This window comes from Ralstonia sp. R-29 (assembly GCF_049913345.1).
GTDB lineage: Bacteria > Pseudomonadota > Gammaproteobacteria > Burkholderiales > Burkholderiaceae > Ralstonia.
Window position 1 is genome coordinate 1,539,592 of sequence record NZ_CP184377.1, and the last position, 15,880, is coordinate 1,555,471.

At 63.7% G+C, this 15,880-nt stretch carries 15 protein-coding genes; 1 reads left to right on the forward strand and 14 read right to left on the reverse strand.

Annotated elements, in window-relative coordinates:
• Window positions 1-15 precede the first annotated feature (15 nt).
• From ACN9M1_RS07195 to ACN9M1_RS07215, 5 genes are all read right to left on the reverse strand, one after another.
• Entirely contained in the window at window positions 16-1,284 is a 1,269-nt protein-coding gene (locus tag ACN9M1_RS07195; protein WP_426398526.1) for an ABC transporter permease, read from the reverse strand.
• Between the two features lie 96 nt (window positions 1,285-1,380).
• Window positions 1,381-2,421 carry an ABC transporter substrate-binding protein gene (locus ACN9M1_RS07200; RefSeq protein ID WP_426398527.1) on the reverse strand — a complete coding sequence of 347 codons (1,041 nt, stop codon included), beginning with the start codon at window positions 2,419-2,421 and terminating at the stop codon, window positions 1,381-1,383.
• Between the two features lie 71 nt (window positions 2,422-2,492).
• Complete coding sequence (locus ACN9M1_RS07205; RefSeq protein WP_426398528.1) at window positions 2,493-3,581, reverse strand: ABC transporter ATP-binding protein; 1,089 nt, start codon at window positions 3,579-3,581, stop codon at window positions 2,493-2,495.
• Between the two features lie 418 nt (window positions 3,582-3,999).
• Window positions 4,000-5,433, reverse strand: a complete 1,434-nt coding sequence (locus ACN9M1_RS07210; protein ID WP_426398529.1) for a sensor histidine kinase — start codon at window positions 5,431-5,433, stop codon at window positions 4,000-4,002.
• Window positions 5,430-6,098 carry a response regulator gene (locus ACN9M1_RS07215; protein WP_426398530.1) on the reverse strand — a complete coding sequence of 223 codons (669 nt, stop codon included), beginning with the start codon at window positions 6,096-6,098 and terminating at the stop codon, window positions 5,430-5,432. Before ACN9M1_RS07215 ends, ACN9M1_RS07210 begins: the two co-directional genes overlap by 4 nt.
• Window positions 6,099-6,305: 207 nt before the next feature.
• On the opposite strand from ACN9M1_RS07215, the gene ACN9M1_RS07220 reads away from it, so the two are divergent.
• Complete coding sequence (locus ACN9M1_RS07220) at window positions 6,306-7,382, forward strand: porin (protein ID WP_426398531.1); 1,077 nt, start codon at window positions 6,306-6,308, stop codon at window positions 7,380-7,382.
• A 74-nt stretch (window positions 7,383-7,456) separates the two neighbouring features.
• Here the strand turns inward: ACN9M1_RS07220 and ACN9M1_RS07225 are convergent, their stop codons facing one another.
• From ACN9M1_RS07225 to ACN9M1_RS07265, 9 genes are all read right to left on the reverse strand, one after another.
• On the reverse strand, window positions 7,457-8,560 hold the full coding sequence (locus tag ACN9M1_RS07225; protein WP_426398532.1) for a J domain-containing protein: 1,104 nt from the start codon (window positions 8,558-8,560) through the stop codon (window positions 7,457-7,459).
• A gap of 62 nt (window positions 8,561-8,622) precedes the next feature.
• A complete protein-coding gene (locus tag ACN9M1_RS07230) occupies window positions 8,623-9,417 on the reverse strand; it encodes an ABC transporter ATP-binding protein (RefSeq protein WP_426398533.1) in 795 nt (264 codons plus the stop codon).
• A gap of 1 nt (window position 9,418) precedes the next feature.
• Window positions 9,419-10,327 carry an ABC transporter permease gene (locus tag ACN9M1_RS07235; protein WP_426398534.1) on the reverse strand — a complete coding sequence of 303 codons (909 nt, stop codon included), beginning with the start codon at window positions 10,325-10,327 and terminating at the stop codon, window positions 9,419-9,421.
• A 172-nt stretch (window positions 10,328-10,499) separates the two neighbouring features.
• Window positions 10,500-11,480, reverse strand: a complete 981-nt coding sequence (locus tag ACN9M1_RS07240) for an ABC transporter substrate-binding protein (RefSeq protein WP_426398535.1) — start codon at window positions 11,478-11,480, stop codon at window positions 10,500-10,502.
• 281 nt (window positions 11,481-11,761) lie between these two features.
• Window positions 11,762-12,559: a peptidylprolyl isomerase gene (locus tag ACN9M1_RS07245; RefSeq protein WP_426398536.1), complete on the reverse strand. Its 798-nt coding sequence runs from the start codon at window positions 12,557-12,559 to the stop codon at window positions 11,762-11,764.
• 41 nt (window positions 12,560-12,600) lie between these two features.
• On the reverse strand, window positions 12,601-12,873 hold the full coding sequence (locus ACN9M1_RS07250) for a BolA family protein (protein ID WP_426398537.1): 273 nt from the start codon (window positions 12,871-12,873) through the stop codon (window positions 12,601-12,603).
• The gene (locus tag ACN9M1_RS07255) at window positions 12,873-13,445 is read right to left on the reverse strand and encodes a septation protein A (RefSeq protein WP_426398538.1); all 573 of its coding nucleotides are present in this window, start codon (window positions 13,443-13,445) and stop codon (window positions 12,873-12,875) included. The genes ACN9M1_RS07250 and ACN9M1_RS07255 overlap by 1 nt, the downstream gene beginning before the upstream one ends.
• Before the next feature lie 33 nt (window positions 13,446-13,478).
• Window positions 13,479-13,865, reverse strand: coding sequence for a peptide-methionine (R)-S-oxide reductase MsrB (msrB, locus tag ACN9M1_RS07260; RefSeq protein ID WP_426398539.1), 387 nt, complete (start codon window positions 13,863-13,865; stop codon window positions 13,479-13,481).
• Between the two features lie 127 nt (window positions 13,866-13,992).
• On the reverse strand, window positions 13,993-15,576 hold the full coding sequence (locus ACN9M1_RS07265) for a protein adenylyltransferase SelO (protein WP_426398540.1): 1,584 nt from the start codon (window positions 15,574-15,576) through the stop codon (window positions 13,993-13,995).
• Between the last annotated feature and the right edge of the window lie 304 nt (window positions 15,577-15,880).

Below are 15,880 nucleotides of genomic sequence, written 5' to 3' on the forward strand. Positions count from 1 at the left end.
GTCGATGGGCTCCGTTCAACCGACGCGAACCTTGGGCCGCGTGAAGCGCCCATAGACCGCATACAGCACCAGCGTGGCGAGCAGCAGCAGGGCGCCGAGTGCGCACGCCATGCCCCAATTGATGGTGACGTTGGTGAAGTAGGCCACGTAGTAGCTGACCATCTGGTCGTTCGGGCCGCCCAGCAGCGCAGGGGTGATGTAGTAGCCGAGCGCGAGGATGAACACCAGCAGCGCACCGGCGCCAATACCCGGATACGTCTGCGGCACGTACACGCGCCAGAACGCGGCAAACGGATGGCTACCCAGTGACACGGCTGCGCGCTGATACGTGGGCGGGATCGACTTCATCACGCTGTACAGCGGCAGGATCATGAACGGCAGCAGGATGTGCGTCATCGAGATATAGACGCCCACGCGGTTGAACAGCAGCGCCAGCGGCTCCTTGATGATGCCCAGGTCCGTCAAGCCGTGGTTGATCAGCCCCTCGGTCTGCAGCAGCACGATCCACGCGGCCACACGCACGAGGATGGATGTCCAGAACGGGATCAGCACCAGCACCATCACTAGGTTGGCGCGGCGCTCCGGCAGCGAGGCGATCCAGTACGACAGCGGGTAGCCCAGCAGTAGCGCAAACAACGTCACCATCGCACTGATGACGAAGGTGCGGATGAACACCGTTATGTAGATCTGCTCGTCGGGGTCGGTCGCTTCAATGTGGCCGAAGGCGTCTTGCCGGTGGTCGAGCGCGGCCAGCAGGTAGAACGGCGACGTGCGGCTGCCGTTCTTGGCGATGGCCTGCCAGTAGGTGGCATCGCCCCAGCGCTCGTCGACTTCGAGGAGCTTGGTGCGCGTTTGTGCGGGCGTGAGCGCTTGAGGCTTGCCACTGTCATCGGCCAGCGGCATGGCACGCGCGGTCTTGGCGACCAGCGAGCGGAAGCCGGGGATTTCGGTGTTCAGGCGGCGGGCCAGCGCGCCCATCGCTTCGCCTTCGCTCACGGTGGTGAGGTCAGCGGCCAATGCAACGTAGGCGGCATCGGCGGGCGGTGTCTTGCGGTCCCAGTTCTTGAGCGCGGTCACCGTCTTGGGTAGCGCGTCGGCCACCTCGGGGTTCTGCACGGCGCGCGTGAGCAGGGCGCCGATCGGCACAACGAAGATCAGCAGCAGGAAGATGGCGAGCGGCGCCACCAGCGCCAGCGCCATGGCACGCCTGCGCGCCTCAGCGCTCTTCAATTCGCGTTTGAGTTTGGCCGTCGATTCCGGAACCGATTCAGCCGCGATGGTCATGGTGTTCAATGCTGCCTCGCCAAGTGCTGCGGAGATTCATCCGGCGGATGCCATGTCGACTCGACACAGCATCCGCGCGGTCACTGCACTACATCGTTACTTCGACGCCCACGAGGCGAAGCGCTGTTCCAGCTCGTCACCGTGGTCGGTCCAGAACTGCAGGTTCTGCAGCACGGCGTTCTTGCTGTTCTCCGGCGAGTTGGGCATGTTTGCCTGCGTCTTGGCATCCAGCGCCTTGATGGCCGCGACGTTGGCCGGGCCGTACGCGATGTGTTTGGCGTACTCCTGCTGCGGTTTCTGCGACAGCGTGTAGGCGATGTACTGCTCAGCCAGCGCCTTGTTGGGCGTGCCCTTGGGGATGGCCCAGTAGTCCAGGTCGTAGATGCTGCCGTTCCAGACCACCTTCAGGTTTTTGCCTTCGCGCTGCGCGGCGTCGATGCGGCCGTTGAACGCGGTGGACATCACCACATCACCCGCGACCAGGAACTGCGGCGGCTGCGCGCCGGCTTCCCACCACTGGATGTTCGGCTTGAGCTGATCGAGCTTCTTGAACGCGCGGGCCTGGCCGTCCTTGGTGGCCAGCACCTTGTAGACGTCCTTGACCGGCACGCCGTCGGCCATCAGTGCGAATTCCAAGTTGCCGCGCGCACCCTTGCGCATGCCGCGCTTGCCCGGGAATTTCTTCACGTCCCAGAAATCGGCCCAGCCGGTGGGGGCGGTCTTGAGCTTGTCGGCGTTGTATGCCATCGCGGTCGACCACACGAAGAAGCCCACGCCGCAGGTGCTCGGCGACTCGGGGATCAGGTCGCTCTTCTTGGCGATCTTGCTCCAGTCGAGCTTTTCAAAGAGGCCTTCATCACAGCCGCGGCCGATGTCGCCGGATTCGACTTCCACCACGTCCCAGTTGACGTGCTTGGCTTCCACCATGGCCTTGATCTTGGCTTGCTCGCCGTTGTACTCGACCACGGTGACCTTGTTGTTGGTCTGCGCCTCGAACGGCTTGTTGAAGGCGGCTTTCTGCGCGTCGCCGTTGGCGCCGCCGAAGTTGACGACGGTGATTTCCGCTGCATGCGCGCCGAATGCAATGGCGAATGCGCCGGCAAGTACGCTCAACCGCGTCTTCGTGATGTGTTTCATTCCTGGCTCCTCTTTTTGGCGTGTGGGTACAACGTGTGGTCGTGGCATGCGGGCAGGGTTGCCCGCGTGCGTCATGCAAAAACGCGCAGGTGTTCGGGTGCGAACTCCAGCTGGATCGGCGCGCCCGGCGCAAAGCCTTCGAGCGCCCGCGTGCCCAGCGGCACCTTGACGAAACATTCGGGTTGATCGGGCAGGGCGCAGCGCATGCGCACGTGGTCGCCAAAGTAGACGAGGCCGCGCGTCTGGCCGGTCAACGCGTTGCCGTTGGCCGGTGCGCCGTCCATCAGGCGCATGCGCTCGGGGCGGATGCAGCCGGTGGCCGTGGCGCCAACGCTGGCACCGGCGATGTTGCGACCGACGACGCGCGCGCCGTCGTTGAGCTGCAGTTCGCAGTAATCCCCGTCGACGCGGGTGACGGTGCCGCGCAGCGTGTTGCTGTCGCCGATGAAGTTGGCGACGAACTCGTTGCACGGGCGTTCGTACAGGCTGTCCACCGTATCGAGCTGTTGCACGATGCCCTTGTCGAACACGGCCACGCGGTCGGACATGGTGAGTGCCTCGCCCTGGTCGTGCGTCACGTAGACGAAGGTCACGCCGAGCTTTTCGTGCAGCGATTTCAGCTCGTACTGCATGTGTTCACGCAGTTGCTTGTCGAGCGCGCCCAGCGGTTCGTCCATCAGCACCAGCTTCGGCTCGAACACCAGCGCACGGGCCAGTGCAATGCGCTGCTGCTGGCCGCCGGAGAGCTGCGCCGGGTAGCGCTTGGCAAAGCCTTCCATGCGCACCATCTGCAGGGCCTTGTGCACGCGGTCTGCGCGCTCGCTGGCGGGGATCTTGCGCACAGTCAGCGGGTATTCCACGTTCTGCGCCACCGTCAGGTGCGGGAACAGCGCGTAGTTCTGGAACACCATGCCGATGTTGCGCTTGTGCGGCGGCACGTTGTTGAGCAGGGCGCCTTCCAGGCGGATCTCGCCGCCGGTCGGGAATTCAAACCCGGCCAGCATCATCAGGCACGTGGTCTTGCCCGAGCCGGAGGGGCCGAGCAGGGTCAGGAACTCGCCCTGGTAGATGTCGAGATCCAGGTGTTTGACTACGAGGGTCTCGCCGTCATACGTCTTGCGTACACCGCGAAAGCTGACGATCACGTCGTCGGTCTTCATTTGCTGCCTCCTGCCATTTCCCGTCGTGTTGTGACGATTTGTGAATGGACTATAGCGGCTCATTGTTCTGCCAAGTGGACCCAATCCCGGTTATTTGATGGAGCCATTTCAGGCGACGCTGCGGGCACAGCCAATGGGCGTGCGGCCCACGGCACCACAATAGGGAAAACCCCGGATGCCTTGCCCGAGCAAGCGCGGCGGCCAATCGGGTCACGCCAGGGGTGTGCTCTGAGTGTAGGTCGCCGCCAGCGCATATGCGGCGGGCATCAGCGTGTGCGAATGGAGCCAATTTCGACAGCGCAGCCGCGAACGCGAGGGCGCTTGGAAATGGTGCGCTGCGTCGTCACGCAAACGGTGCACGGTGTGTGGCGCGTTGTTGCGTCGCCAAAAAAAAGATGTCGCCTTGCGGCAACCGGGCTCAGTTCACCGGTTCGTCCGCCAGCGCGAGTGCCAGGTAGACGCTCACGGTCAACCCGCCGCCAGGCGTGTCCGACAGGGCGACCGTGCCGCCATGCATGCGGGCGATTTCGCGCACGATGGCCAGGCCCAGGCCACTGCCGTCGTGGCCTTCCGATGCCGCACCGCGATAGAAGCGGCCGAACACCGCATCGCGCTCGGGCGCGGCGATGCCGGGGCCGTCATCTTCCACTTGCAGCACGGCTTGCTCGCCCAGCATTGCCATCGCCTGGCGTTTGACGCGCAGCGTGACACGCGCGCCCTTGCCGGCATAGCGGATGGCGTTGTCGAGCAGGTTGCCGATCAACTCCTGCAGCCATTGGGGCTCGCCGGCTACGCTCACGGGTTCGTCGCCCTCAAAGCCGAGGTCGACGCCGGATTTGCGTGCCACGGGCGCCAACTCGAGCGCCACATCACCGGCCAGCGTGTCGAGGCGCAGCGGCTGCAGCTGCGGGGCGTAACCGCTGTCGGTATCCAGGCGCGAGAGCGACAGCAACTGCTGCACGCCCCGCGCGGCCTGTCGCACGGTGCCATGCAGTGGTTCCAGATGGCGGCGGATGCGGTCTCCATCAGGCTCGCGCAAGGCGAGTTCCGATTGCGCCTGGATCACGGCCAGCGGCGTCTTCAACTGATGTGCGGCATCGGCAAAGAAGCGCTTGCGGGCTTGCACCATGCGCAGCAGGCGCGCGACGTATTGGTTGATCGCCTCCACCAGCGGGGCAACTTCAGCCGGTAGACCCTGTTGCGGCAGCGGGGCGAGTTCATCGGCGCCGCGGCTGCTGACGGTTTCGCTCAACTGACGCAGTGGCCGCAACCCGCGCCGCACGCCCAGCCAGACGATGCCCACGGCCAGCACCACCAGCAGCCCTTCCTGTTGCAGCGATCCGGCAAGAATTTCGTGTGCAAACGCCTCACGCGGTTCCAAGGTTTCGCCCACCAGCAACCACACCATTTGGATTTGCGCGGACTGTGCCGCTTGTTGCGAATCCTGCACGGGCACGGGTTGCGCCGCCATGCGGATCTGCATGCCACGGAACGCGGTGTCATAGAACACCGTGCGGTAGGGCGGCGGTTGTCGCCCGCTGGGCATCGGCAGGCCGTCGTAACCGGTGAGCGTGGCGCCGTTGCCATCCGCCAGGCGGTAGAAGATGCTGCTGCCCGTTTCCGATTCGAGAATCTCCAGCGCGAGGTAGGGGAGGTCGATGGCGAAATGCCCATCACGCAGGCGCACGCCGTCTCGCATGGCTTTGAGCGAAGCCTCGAGCGTGCGGTCGAATGCCGCGTTGGCCACAGTCATGGCGCGCGTGTAAGTCAGCCACGCATCGAGCGCGAGCAGCGCCAGCAAGGGCAGCACCAGCCAGAGGGAGAGCTGCCGGCGCAGGCTGGCCGCCCTCATGGGGTGGCTTCCAGCAGATAGCCGAGCCCGCGCAGCATGACGATGGCCACGCCGCTACCGTCGAGCTTCTTGCGCAGGCGGTGCACGTAGATCTCGATCGCATCCGCATTGACGGATTCGTTGATGCTGAAGATCTTTTCCGAGATGGCGGCTTTGTTGACCGCGCGGCCGTCACGCAGCATCAGCACTTCCAGCACGGCACGCTCGCGGCCGGTGAGGGCGAGCAACTCGCCGTTCAGCGTGAAGGCGCCGCTGATGCCGTCGTAGTGCAGCGGGCCGCATTGCAGTTGCGTGCTCTCGTGGCCGTGGCTGCGACGGATGAGTGCGCGGGCGCGCGCTTCCACTTCGGTCAGGTCGAACGGTTTCGCAAGGTAATCGTCAGCTCCGAGGTTCAGGCCGCGCACGCGTTCTTCCACGGCGCCATGGGCGGTCAGGATCATCACCGGCAGCGGGTTCTTGCGGGCGCGCAGGCGACGCAATACCTCCAATCCATCCATGCGCGGCAGGCCGATATCGAGGATGGCCAGCGCGTAGTCCTGCGTGGTGAGCAGCAGATCGGCCGCGTGGCCGTCGTGCACGCAATCGACCGTGAAGCCGGCCTGGCCCAGGGCTTCTTCCAGCGTGCTGGCCAGCTTCAGGTTGTCTTCCACCAACAGGATGCGCATATCGGACTTTTCTCGGCAAGGCGCTGAGAAATACCGCCATCCCCAACCGTTTTGAAGCTAGGGAATCCCCCAAGAACACGCGGCTACACCCCTCCAATTTCCCGGCAATCGAAAGTGAACTGAAAGTGCGTCCCTCATACGATCCGTGCCGCCCCAAGGCCCCGTCACAGCGGCTTTGGTGGCCAGACAACGCATAAGGGAGACCCAATGAACAAGACTTCGATGGCGCTGGCAGTGGTTGCACTCGCCGCCGCAACGACTGCCGGCACAGCCGCCGCACAATCGTCCAACGTGACCCTGTACGGGATCATGGACTCGGGCATCGAGTACGTGAACCACGCCGGCCCGAACGGCGGCGGCGTCACGCGCTTGGTATCGGGCGGCAAGAACACCTCGCGCTGGGGCTTGCGCGGCACCGAAGACCTGGGCGGCGGCATGAAGGCGATCTTCGGCCTGGAGAGCGGTATTGCCATCGACACCGGCAGGCTCGATACCGACAACACACTGTTCGACCGGCGCGCCATCGTGGGCTTGGCGGGCAACTTTGGTCAGGTGACGGCAGGGCGTACGTTCACCACCTCGTACGATTTCATGGCCCCGTACGACCCGATGGGTTACGCGCCGAACTACTCGTGGGCCACGTCGTCCACCGCCACGGGTGATCGCAAGGACGGCATCTTCTCGCGTGCGTCCAACGCCGTGCGCTATGACGGCACCTTCGGCGGCCTGAAGCTGGGCGCGACCGTCGGTTTTGGCGAGGTGGCGGGCAACTTCAAGAGCAGCAGCAAGTACGACCTGGGTATCGGCTATAGCGTGGGTGGTTTCTCGGCCGCAGCCACGTGGGACCGCCAGAACGGCGCCGGCACGAGCACCACGCCGGCCGATGCGACGGACTACATCCAGGGCATTCACGCCGGTGCCAGCTACGACTTCGGCGCGCTCAAGCTGTTTGCGGGCTACCGCAACTACAAGCGCGCGTTCACCACGGCCGCAGCCACCCAGCGCAGCGATATGTACTGGGCCGGCGCCAGCTACGACTTCACGCCGGCCTTCACGCTGTACGGCGCGGTGTACAAGCAGAACATCAAGGGCGTGAACAACTCGGCCGATCCGATCCTGTTCTCGCTGCGCGGCCAGTACGCGCTATCCAAGCGCACCACGGCGTACCTGTCGGCGGCTTACGCCAAGGCCCAGAACGGCCAGAACGTGAGCCTGTCGCGTGATGTGGTTGGCTATGGCAAAAACCAAGTGGGTGTGACGGCAGGTCTGCAGCACCGCTTCTGATCGATCCCTGTCTCAAAAAAAGCGGGCACCTTCGGGTGCCCGTTTCGCTTGACGAGAGTGCCTCGCTCAAAAGGTCATCTATCCAAGGACGTGCGTGCTTTCAGCATGCGCCGCAACTGCTTGAGATCGTCAAACGCGGCGAGGTCCTGCTCGGTGTCGTGAATGCTCCGGTGCAGGGCCTCGATGTTGCTGCCGAGGTGCTGCAAGACCGCATCGGGAGACAGTGCCCCGGGCGAGTGGTACCCATAGGCGTGCCGAAACCCCATCTCTGCACGATGAATCTGCCGGTCCAGCTCGCGCACCTGATCTTTCAGAATCTGGTTGTAGTGCGCGAGCCGCGCTTCGCCGATGCGGTTGATCGAGTGCTGGTCGATGTGATCGAGTTCCAGCTGCAACTCCAGCAGTTGGAGCAGGTTGTTCTTGTCATACGCCTCGTTCACGCGCTGCATGAGCCGGGTCTTTCGCCCGCGCTCTTGCGGATCGGTCTCACGGTCCGGATGCAAAGCGCTGGCGAGCTTGCGATAGACCTCGCGGATGGACAGGCTGACCTGCGCCTGTTCCGCCTCCTCACGTGCGTCGGCTGCGAGCTGCTTGGGTGATTTCTTCCGGGCAGCCCGACGCGCTTCGCGCTTGCTTGCGAGGGCGGCCTTTTTTGCGGCCTGCTGTTCGATGTGTGCTCGGGCGCGTTGCAGCAGGGCTTCCTGCGAATGCAGATCCGCGTCATCCCCCAGATCGACACCGAGCATCGCCTCCAGCCTTGATTTCATCTCCGCGGCCTGCGCCGCGGTTTCACGATCGAAATCCGTTCCGCTGTACTTGTTGTAAATGGCCTTCAGGCTGGCGTCTTCTTCGATCAAATTGCCGGCCAGATCGATGATGAGCGCGGATATCCTGCGGCGCTCGGGCTTGGTGAGTCCTTCGTGCTCGTAGGCTTGGTCCAGACCGTGCACCATCCGGATTTGCAGCTCGGTGCTGGTCCGCTTCAGCGGCACGAACTCGCCGGCATACCGGGTCTGAAACTGGGCGGTGGTTGTTTCCCAGTCAGCAAGTCGCTTGCGCCGATTCTCGATCTGCTTGATCAGCGCGTTGAATGCGCTCTGTCCTTTCGACAGCGTTGGCGCGTCGCGCTCATTCTGATTGGGCGCGATGCTGATGGACGGACGGCGTGCCTTGCTCATGGGCTGGAAATGTCGCGGGCTCCACGAAGGGAGCCCGGCGATTGTCATGTTGATGCGGATGGTCAGCCGAGCAGCAGCGCGTCGTCGTCGACCTTGGCGCCGCGCGTTTCCTCGAACTTCTGCAGCAGGTGCGGCACCTCCAGACCTTTGCGTTCCTCGCCTTGCACGTCGAGGATCACGTTGCCCTGGTGCAGCATCACCGTACGGTCGCCGTAGTCGAGCGCCTGGCGCATGGAGTGCGTGACCATCATCGTCGTCAGCTTGCTCTCCGAGACGATCTTGGCGGTCAGCTCCAGCACGAAGGCGGCCGTTTTCGGGTCCAGCGCAGCGGTGTGCTCATCCAGCAGCAGGATGCGCGACGGTTGCAGCGAGGCCATCAGCAGGCTCACCGCCTGACGCTGGCCGCCCGAGAGCAGACCGATACGGTCCGTCAGGCGATTCTCAAGGCCCAGATCCAGCCGACGCAGTTGCTCGCGGAAGATCTCGCGCCACTTGCGGTTGGTTGCGAACGCAAAACCACGACGCTGCCCACGGCACATGGCCAGCGACATGTTCTCTTCAATGGTCAGGTTCTCGCAGGTGCCGGCCATCGGGTCCTGGAACACGCGGGCGACCTTGTCGGCGCGTTGCCACGCGGTCTTGCGTGTGACGTCTTCGCCGTCGATGGTGATGCGGCCTGAGTCGACGAGGTAGTCGCCGCTGATGGAATTCAGGAACGTCGACTTGCCGGCGCCGTTTGAGCCGATCACGGCCACGAACTGGCCCGTCGGAATGTCCAGCGACAGGCCACGCAGTGCACGCGTCTCGATGGGCGTGCCAGCGTTGAAGGTAAGAGTGAGTCCTTGTGCGCTCAGCATGTCAGTTCCCCTTGGTTGCGGTCTTGGCGAACTTGCCGAACACCTTGCGGCGCACACCCGGCAGCACGAGGGCGATCACCACCAGCGCGGCGGTCACCATGTTCAGATCCTGCGCCTGCAGGCCGATGAAATCGCTGTTGAGCGCCAAGGCGATGAAGAAGCGATACAGGATCGCGCCCACCACCACGGCCAGCGTGGTCAGCACCAGGCGGCGTGCGGGCAGTACGGTCTCGCCGATGATGACGGCGGCCAGGCCGATCACGATGGTGCCAATACCCATCGACACATCCGCACCGCCTTGCGTTTGCGCGTAGAGCGCGCCAGCAAGGGCGACCAGCGCGTTGGAGAGCGCCATGCCGGCCAGCGTAGCGGCACCGGTGGCGACGCCATGGGCGCGTGCCATGCGCGGGTTGGCACCCGTAGCACGCAGTGACAGGCCGATCTGCGTGGAGAAGAACCAGTCCACCAGCAGCTTGACGATCACGACCACCACACCCAGCAGCACCGGGCGGAAGACGTAGTCAGGCATCCATTCCGGCTGCAGCAGCGAGAACACGGTCGGCTCGGAGATGAGCGGCACGTTCGGCTTGCCCATGATGCGCAGGTTGACCGAGTACAGCGCAATCATCATCAGGATACTGGCGAGCAGATCCATGATCTTCAGGCGCACGTTGAGCCAACCCGTGACGAAGCCCGCAGCGGCGCCAGCCAGCGTGCCACCCAGCGTCGACATGAACGGATCGTGTCCGCCGGCGATGAGCGTGGCCGCCACAGCGCCGCCCATGGGGAAGCTGCCGTCGACAGTGAGGTCAGGGAAATTGAGGATGCGGAAGGAAATCAGCACCCCGAGCGCCACGAGACTGAAGATCAGACCGATCTCCAGGGCGCCGAGCAATGAAAACAGTGACATGACAGAGTAGGGTGCGGCGGTTGGGCACCGCGCCAGAAGGCAATGAACGGGGACGCTTGTGGGTGGAGCGCGAGCGCCCGGCCATGATGCGGTGGATAACCACGTTTTGGCACGGGCTACATGACCCGCGCCGGCCATCTCCGTTGGAAGGAGTCGGCCGGCGCCTTGCGACTTACTTGATGACTTCCTTGGCGTCCTTCAGCAGGTCTGCCGACAGGGTCACGCCTTGCTTCTTGGCGGCGCCTTCGTTCACGAACAGTTCCAGATCGGTGCTGCCGGCCGAGGCAATCGCACCCGGCTTCTCACCCTTCAGGATGCGAGCGACGACCTTGCCGGTCTGCTGGCCCAGCTTGTAGTAGTTGATGCCCAACGCAGCGATGGCACCGCGCTTCACGCTGTCGGTATCGCCAGCCACCAGCGGGATCTTCGCTTCGTTGGCCACCTTCACCAGCGACTCATACGCCGACACCACGTTGTTGTCGGTGTTCGTGTAGATCACGTCGACCTTGCCGATCAGGTTCTTGGCCGACGGGGCGATATCGACCGTGCGCGGCGCAGCCGACGTCACCAGCGTCATGCCGGCGGCGGGCAGCAGTTTCTTCAGCTCTTCCACGACCACGGCCGAGTTAGCTTCGCCCGGGTTGTAGACCATGCCCACGCGCTTGGCATTCGGCACCACGCGCTTGATCAGGGCAATCTGCTTGTCCAGCGGCAGCTTGTCGGACACGCCGGTCACATTGGTGCCGCTCGGCTGCCAGCTCTTGACCAGTTGCGCGGCAACCGGGTCCGTCACACCGGAATACACCACCGGGATCGACTTGGTGGCGGCGACCACAGCCTGCGCCGACGGCGTGGCGATGGCGATGATGGCATCCGGCTTGTCACCGATGAACTTACGGGCGATCTGCGCGGCGGTGGCGGTGCTGCCTTGGGCGCTCTGGTATTCCCACTTCAGGTTCTTGCCGGCGTCGAAGCCTTCTGCCTTGAGCTGCTCCTTGGCGCCGTCGCGGATGGCGTCAAGCGCCGGGTGCTCAACGATGGCCAGCACTTCGACCGACTTGGTGGCCTGCGCCAGTGCCGGCGCGGCTTGCAAAAGCGCCATGGGGATGGCCGCAAGCGCAGCAATGCGGAAGGCGTTCTTGAAGTGGGACATAAGGATCTCCTGTTTCCTTTTGGGTGGTTTCGCTCTGGCGATGGGCGGGATATGCCCGTGCTGGCGTGGTTGGTTTTTCAGATGTTCTTGGATGCACCGAAGCAGTGCAATTTCGGCGCACGTGGGCGCACATTATGGGACAAATTACAATGCTTTTCAGCAAACGCTTCAAAAGAACATCAGAACGGGCGGGGGATTTCCGGTCGTGCATCGCGCGAGCGGCCCATCAAATCAAAAAGGGGCACGCGGCCCCTTTTTTTGACTGCCCATCGGGCTCGTGCTTACTGGATCTTCGCCTTTTCGCGCAGGTCCTTCAGCATGGCCTGGAACTTGGCACGCTGCCAGTTCTGGTCGCCCATCATCATTTCGAGCAACTGCGGCTTGACGTCTTCGAACGACGGGATCTTTGCGTCGCGCGTGTCGTCCAGGCGGATCACGTGCCAGCCGAATTGCGTCTTGACCGGTGTCTGGGTGATCTGGCCCTTCTTCAGACCGGTGAGGGCTGCCGAGAATTCCGGCACGTAGGTGCCCGGGTTGGCCCAGTCCAGATCGCCGCCGTTGGCGCCCGATCCCTTGTCCTTCGATTGGGCCTTGGCAATGTCTTCAAACTTGGCGCCAGCCTTCAGCTTGGCGATGATCGCCTTCGCGTCGGCTTCCTTGTCCACCAGGATGTGGTGGGCGTGGTATTCCTTGCCGTTGCCGAACTGCGACTTGATCTTGTCGTACTGCTTGTGCAGTTCTTCGTCGGTAGTGGGGCTGTTCTTGACGTAGTCCTCAAACTCGGCGGCCACCAGCACGTTCAGGCGGGATGCGGCGAGTTGTTCCTGCACGTCATCGCGCTCCAGCAGACCACGCTTGGCGGCATCCTGCTCGATCAGCTCGCGGTCGATCAGCATGTCGCGCGCTTTGCTGCGCAGTTCCGGCGATTCGGGCTGGCCCGACTTCTTGATCAGCGCGTCCACCTTGGCGCTCGGGATGGCCTTGCCGTTGACGACGGCGGCGTTCTGGGCCAGGGCCGGTGCAGCGGTCGCAGCAAGGGCAACAGCCAGCAGGCTGGCAGTGAGGCTGGAAATCTTCATGGGATTGCGTTCGAGGGAAGGACGAGTGAGCGTAGAAGCGCTTACGTGTTTTCTTCAGGAGTGACAGCGCGGATCGCCAGGGCATGGATTGCCGCCGGCCACAGCGTGCGCAGCGCATCATACACCATGCGATGTCGCGCCACCCGGCTCTTGCCGGCAAAGGCCGCGCTGACAATATCGACGTTGTAGTGGCCGCCGCCCGATGCTGCCCCGGCGTGTCCGGCGTGCTTGGCGCTGTCGTCTTCCACGGTGAGGTGGTCAGGCTGGAAGGCCTCGCGCAGCAGGCGTTCGATTTCGCGCGGATCTGCAGCCATCAGCGGTCGTCTCCGATCTTGGCGTCATTGGCCGCATTGGCGGGGCGCTCCTGCATGTGGCGCGCCAGCCAGATGCTTTGGATGATGATGAACACCACCATCAGGCCCATCGAGCCGAACAGCTTGAAGTTGACCCAGACATCGGTGTTGAAGTTGTACGCCACGTAAAGGTTCAGGCAGCCCATGGCGAGGAAGAAGATCGCCCACACGGCGTTCAGGCGGCCCCACATCGCTTCGGGCAGGGAGACCTGCTGCTCCATCATGGCGCGGATGAGGTTCTTGCGGACGAACACCACGCTGCCCAGCAGCACGACGCCAAACAGCCAGTACAGCACCGTCGGCTTCCACTTGATGAACGTGTCGTTATGGAAGATGAGCGTGGCGCCGCCGAACACACCGATGATGAGCAGCGACAGCCACTGCATGGCGTCCACCTTGCGGTGCTTGAACCACACCCAGGCGATCTGCAGCACGGTGGCGACCATCGCGACGGTGGTCGCCACATAAATACCGGCCACCTTGAAGGCAGCGAAGAACAGGATGACCGGGAACAGATCGAACAGGAATTTCATGCGGGGTGTGCTTCTGTGGGCTTGTGCGAACAATCAATCGCCGAATTTTAGCGCAGCCGAGTTGATGCAATACCGCAGGCCGGTGGGCGCAGGGCCGTCTTCGAACACGTGGCCCAGATGCGCGCCGCAGTTCTTGCATTGCACCTCGATGCGCAGCATGCCGTGCGAGCGGTCGGTTTTCTCGGCGATCACCTCGCCGTTGATGGGCTGGAAATAGCTCGGCCAGCCGCAGCCCGCGTCGAACTTGGTCGACGATTCGAAGAGCGGGGTGCCGCAGCACACGCAGTTGTAGACGCCGCGGTCCCAGTGGTCCCAGTACTTGCCGGTGAAGGGGCGCTCGGTGGCGGCTTCGCGGGTGACGCGGTATTCGATGTCGGTCAGTTGGTCGCGCCATTCGGCGTCGGTCTTGTGGACGGTCATGGTGGTGAGACTCCTGGTTGATATTGCCGGCGGCCTGTTGGCGGTCTTGGGGCAGCCGGTGTGTGTTTGTCGTGCTGGGGCGGCGATTCCTGACAGGCGCGGATTAGAGCACGGCTTCAACCGATCATCACGACGAGCAGCTCACTTCCAGCGATGACGCCCAGTCTGGCGCCGGCTGCGCGTAGTGCTCGAAGCCGGGGTGATCGTCGAACGGGCGCGCCAGCACGGCACGCAAGTTTTCGACCTCGGAGAAATCCTTTTCCTTGGCGCGGCGGATGGCGATTTCTGCCAAGTGATTGCGCAGCACGTATTTGGGGTTGACGCGCTGCATGGCGGCGGCGCGACCTTCGTCGGATTGGGGTTCGGCTTGCAGACGTTGCCGATAGGCGGCCAGCCACACGTCAGCTGCGGCGCGATCGAAGAAAAAGTCGCGCACGGTGCGGGCCTCGGCTGCGGCGGCCGTGTCATCGCGGCGCACGTCGGCGAGGTGGCGGAAGAAGAGCGTGTAGTCGGTGCGCTGGTTGTGCAGCAGTTTGAAGAGATCACCGAAGAGCGCTTCGTCTTCGTCCTGCGCGGTCGTCAGACCCAGCTTGGCGCGATAGCGCGCATAGAACGCTGCGCCGTAGACATCGCGGTAGGTCAGCAGGACGTTTTGTGCGGCGTCGATGGCGGGTTGGGCTTGCGCTTCGTCATCCAAGGCGACGAAGTTGTCCGGGTCTTCACCAAACAGCGGCAGCAGGGCTTGCGCGAGGCAGAACAGGTTCCAGTAGCCAATCTGCGGTTGCTGGGCGTAGGCGTAGCGACCGCTGGTGTCGGAGTGGTTGCAGATGTGGTTGGCATTGAAGCCGTCCAGGAAGCCGAAGGGGCCGTAGTCGAGCGTGAGGCCGAGGATCGACATGTTGTCGGTGTTCATCACGCCGTGGCAGAAGCCGACGGCTTGCCAATCGGCCATCAGTTCAGCCGTGCGGCGGGCGACTTCGCGCAGCAGCGCGAGGTACGGTTGCGGCTCGCTGCGGCAGGCGGGGTAGAAGCGGTCGATGACGTAATCGGCCAGTGTGCGCAGTTCGGGCAGTTTTTCGCTGGCGGCAAAGTGCTCGAAATGGCCGAAGCGCACGAACGAGGGCGCCAGGCGCGTGACGACGGCGGCGGTTTCGATCTCTTCGCGGCGCACGGGCGCGTCGGCGCCGGTCACGCACAGTGCGCGCGTGGTGGCGATGCCCAAGCCGGCCATGGCTTCCGAACACAGGAATTCGCGGATGGACGAACGCAGCACTGCACGCCCGTCGGCCATGCGGGAATAGGGCGTGCGGCCGGCGCCCTTGAGCTGCACCTCGCACGGGCCGTTGGCGGTTTGCAGTTCTGCCAGCAATAGCGCGCGGCCATCGCCCAATTGCCCAGCCCAGACGCCGAACTGATGGCCCGAATACACCGTGGCGAGCGGATCGCTCCATGCGGCGATGGCGTTGCCGGTGAATACACTCAATCCGGCCACAGATTCCAGTTCAGCCCGTGTGATGCCCAGCGGTGCAGCGGCGTCGGGCGAAAAGCCTACAAGGTAGGGCGCACCGCCCGTTGGCATAGGTTGCGGCGGCAACCGTGTGAGAAAACGCGCGCCCAGCGCGGCGAAGCCTGGTGCTGCCGCAGGGCGGCCGGGCCAATCGAAGGCGCTCACAAGGGAATCGTCAGGCAAGTTGGCGGAGGAGGTGGTCATGAGGGGGCGACTGGGCTAGCACGAGAAGCGGCGCAAACACAGTGCCGTTTCGTGAAATGTTATACGTGGCGGGGTGCGCAGAAGAGCACTCACCGTAGGGAAAACGCCATGTTGAGACGCAGCAACGCTATCGCGTATTGTACTTGCGAGTAAAAAAAGCTGCAGCCCGCGAACCCTTGCACCACAACGGTTCGGCGGGTTTTTCAGGTGGCTGGGTATACACGGGGGCTGATGCGGCGGCGCACAACAATATCCCGTTGACGCATTAGACGATCACGGGAACAATCGGCCAAAAAATAGAACG

Bases quoted from the DNA above. Each gene is read 5' to 3' on its own strand.
- ACN9M1_RS07235 (WP_426398534.1), bottom strand. From the start codon at position 10,327: ATGTCACTGTTTTCATTGCTCGGCGCCCTGGAGATCGGTCTGATCTTC.
- ACN9M1_RS07205 (WP_426398528.1), bottom strand. From the start codon at position 3,581: ATGAAGACCGACGACGTGATCGTCAGCTTTCGCGGTGTACGCAAGACG.
- ACN9M1_RS07255 (WP_426398538.1), bottom strand. From the start codon at position 13,445: ATGAAATTCCTGTTCGATCTGTTCCCGGTCATCCTGTTCTTCGCTGCC.
- ACN9M1_RS07240 (WP_426398535.1), bottom strand. From the start codon at position 11,480: ATGTCCCACTTCAAGAACGCCTTCCGCATTGCTGCGCTTGCGGCCATC.
- ACN9M1_RS07245 (WP_426398536.1), bottom strand. From the start codon at position 12,559: ATGAAGATTTCCAGCCTCACTGCCAGCCTGCTGGCTGTTGCCCTTGCT.
- ACN9M1_RS07250 (WP_426398537.1), bottom strand. From the start codon at position 12,873: ATGGCTGCAGATCCGCGCGAAATCGAACGCCTGCTGCGCGAGGCCTTC.
- ACN9M1_RS07210 (WP_426398529.1), bottom strand. From the start codon at position 5,433: ATGAGGGCGGCCAGCCTGCGCCGGCAGCTCTCCCTCTGGCTGGTGCTG.
- ACN9M1_RS07200 (WP_426398527.1), bottom strand. From the start codon at position 2,421: ATGAAACACATCACGAAGACGCGGTTGAGCGTACTTGCCGGCGCATTC.
- ACN9M1_RS07195 (WP_426398526.1), bottom strand. From the start codon at position 1,284: ATGACCATCGCGGCTGAATCGGTTCCGGAATCGACGGCCAAACTCAAA.
- ACN9M1_RS07230 (WP_426398533.1), bottom strand. From the start codon at position 9,417: ATGCTGAGCGCACAAGGACTCACTCTTACCTTCAACGCTGGCACGCCC.
- msrB (WP_426398539.1), bottom strand. From the start codon at position 13,865: ATGACCGTCCACAAGACCGACGCCGAATGGCGCGACCAACTGACCGAC.
- ACN9M1_RS07225 (WP_426398532.1), bottom strand. From the start codon at position 8,560: ATGAGCAAGGCACGCCGTCCGTCCATCAGCATCGCGCCCAATCAGAAT.
- ACN9M1_RS07220 (WP_426398531.1), top strand. From the start codon at position 6,306: ATGAACAAGACTTCGATGGCGCTGGCAGTGGTTGCACTCGCCGCCGCA.
- ACN9M1_RS07265 (WP_426398540.1), bottom strand. From the start codon at position 15,576: ATGACCACCTCCTCCGCCAACTTGCCTGACGATTCCCTTGTGAGCGCC.
- ACN9M1_RS07215 (WP_426398530.1), bottom strand. From the start codon at position 6,098: ATGCGCATCCTGTTGGTGGAAGACAACCTGAAGCTGGCCAGCACGCTG.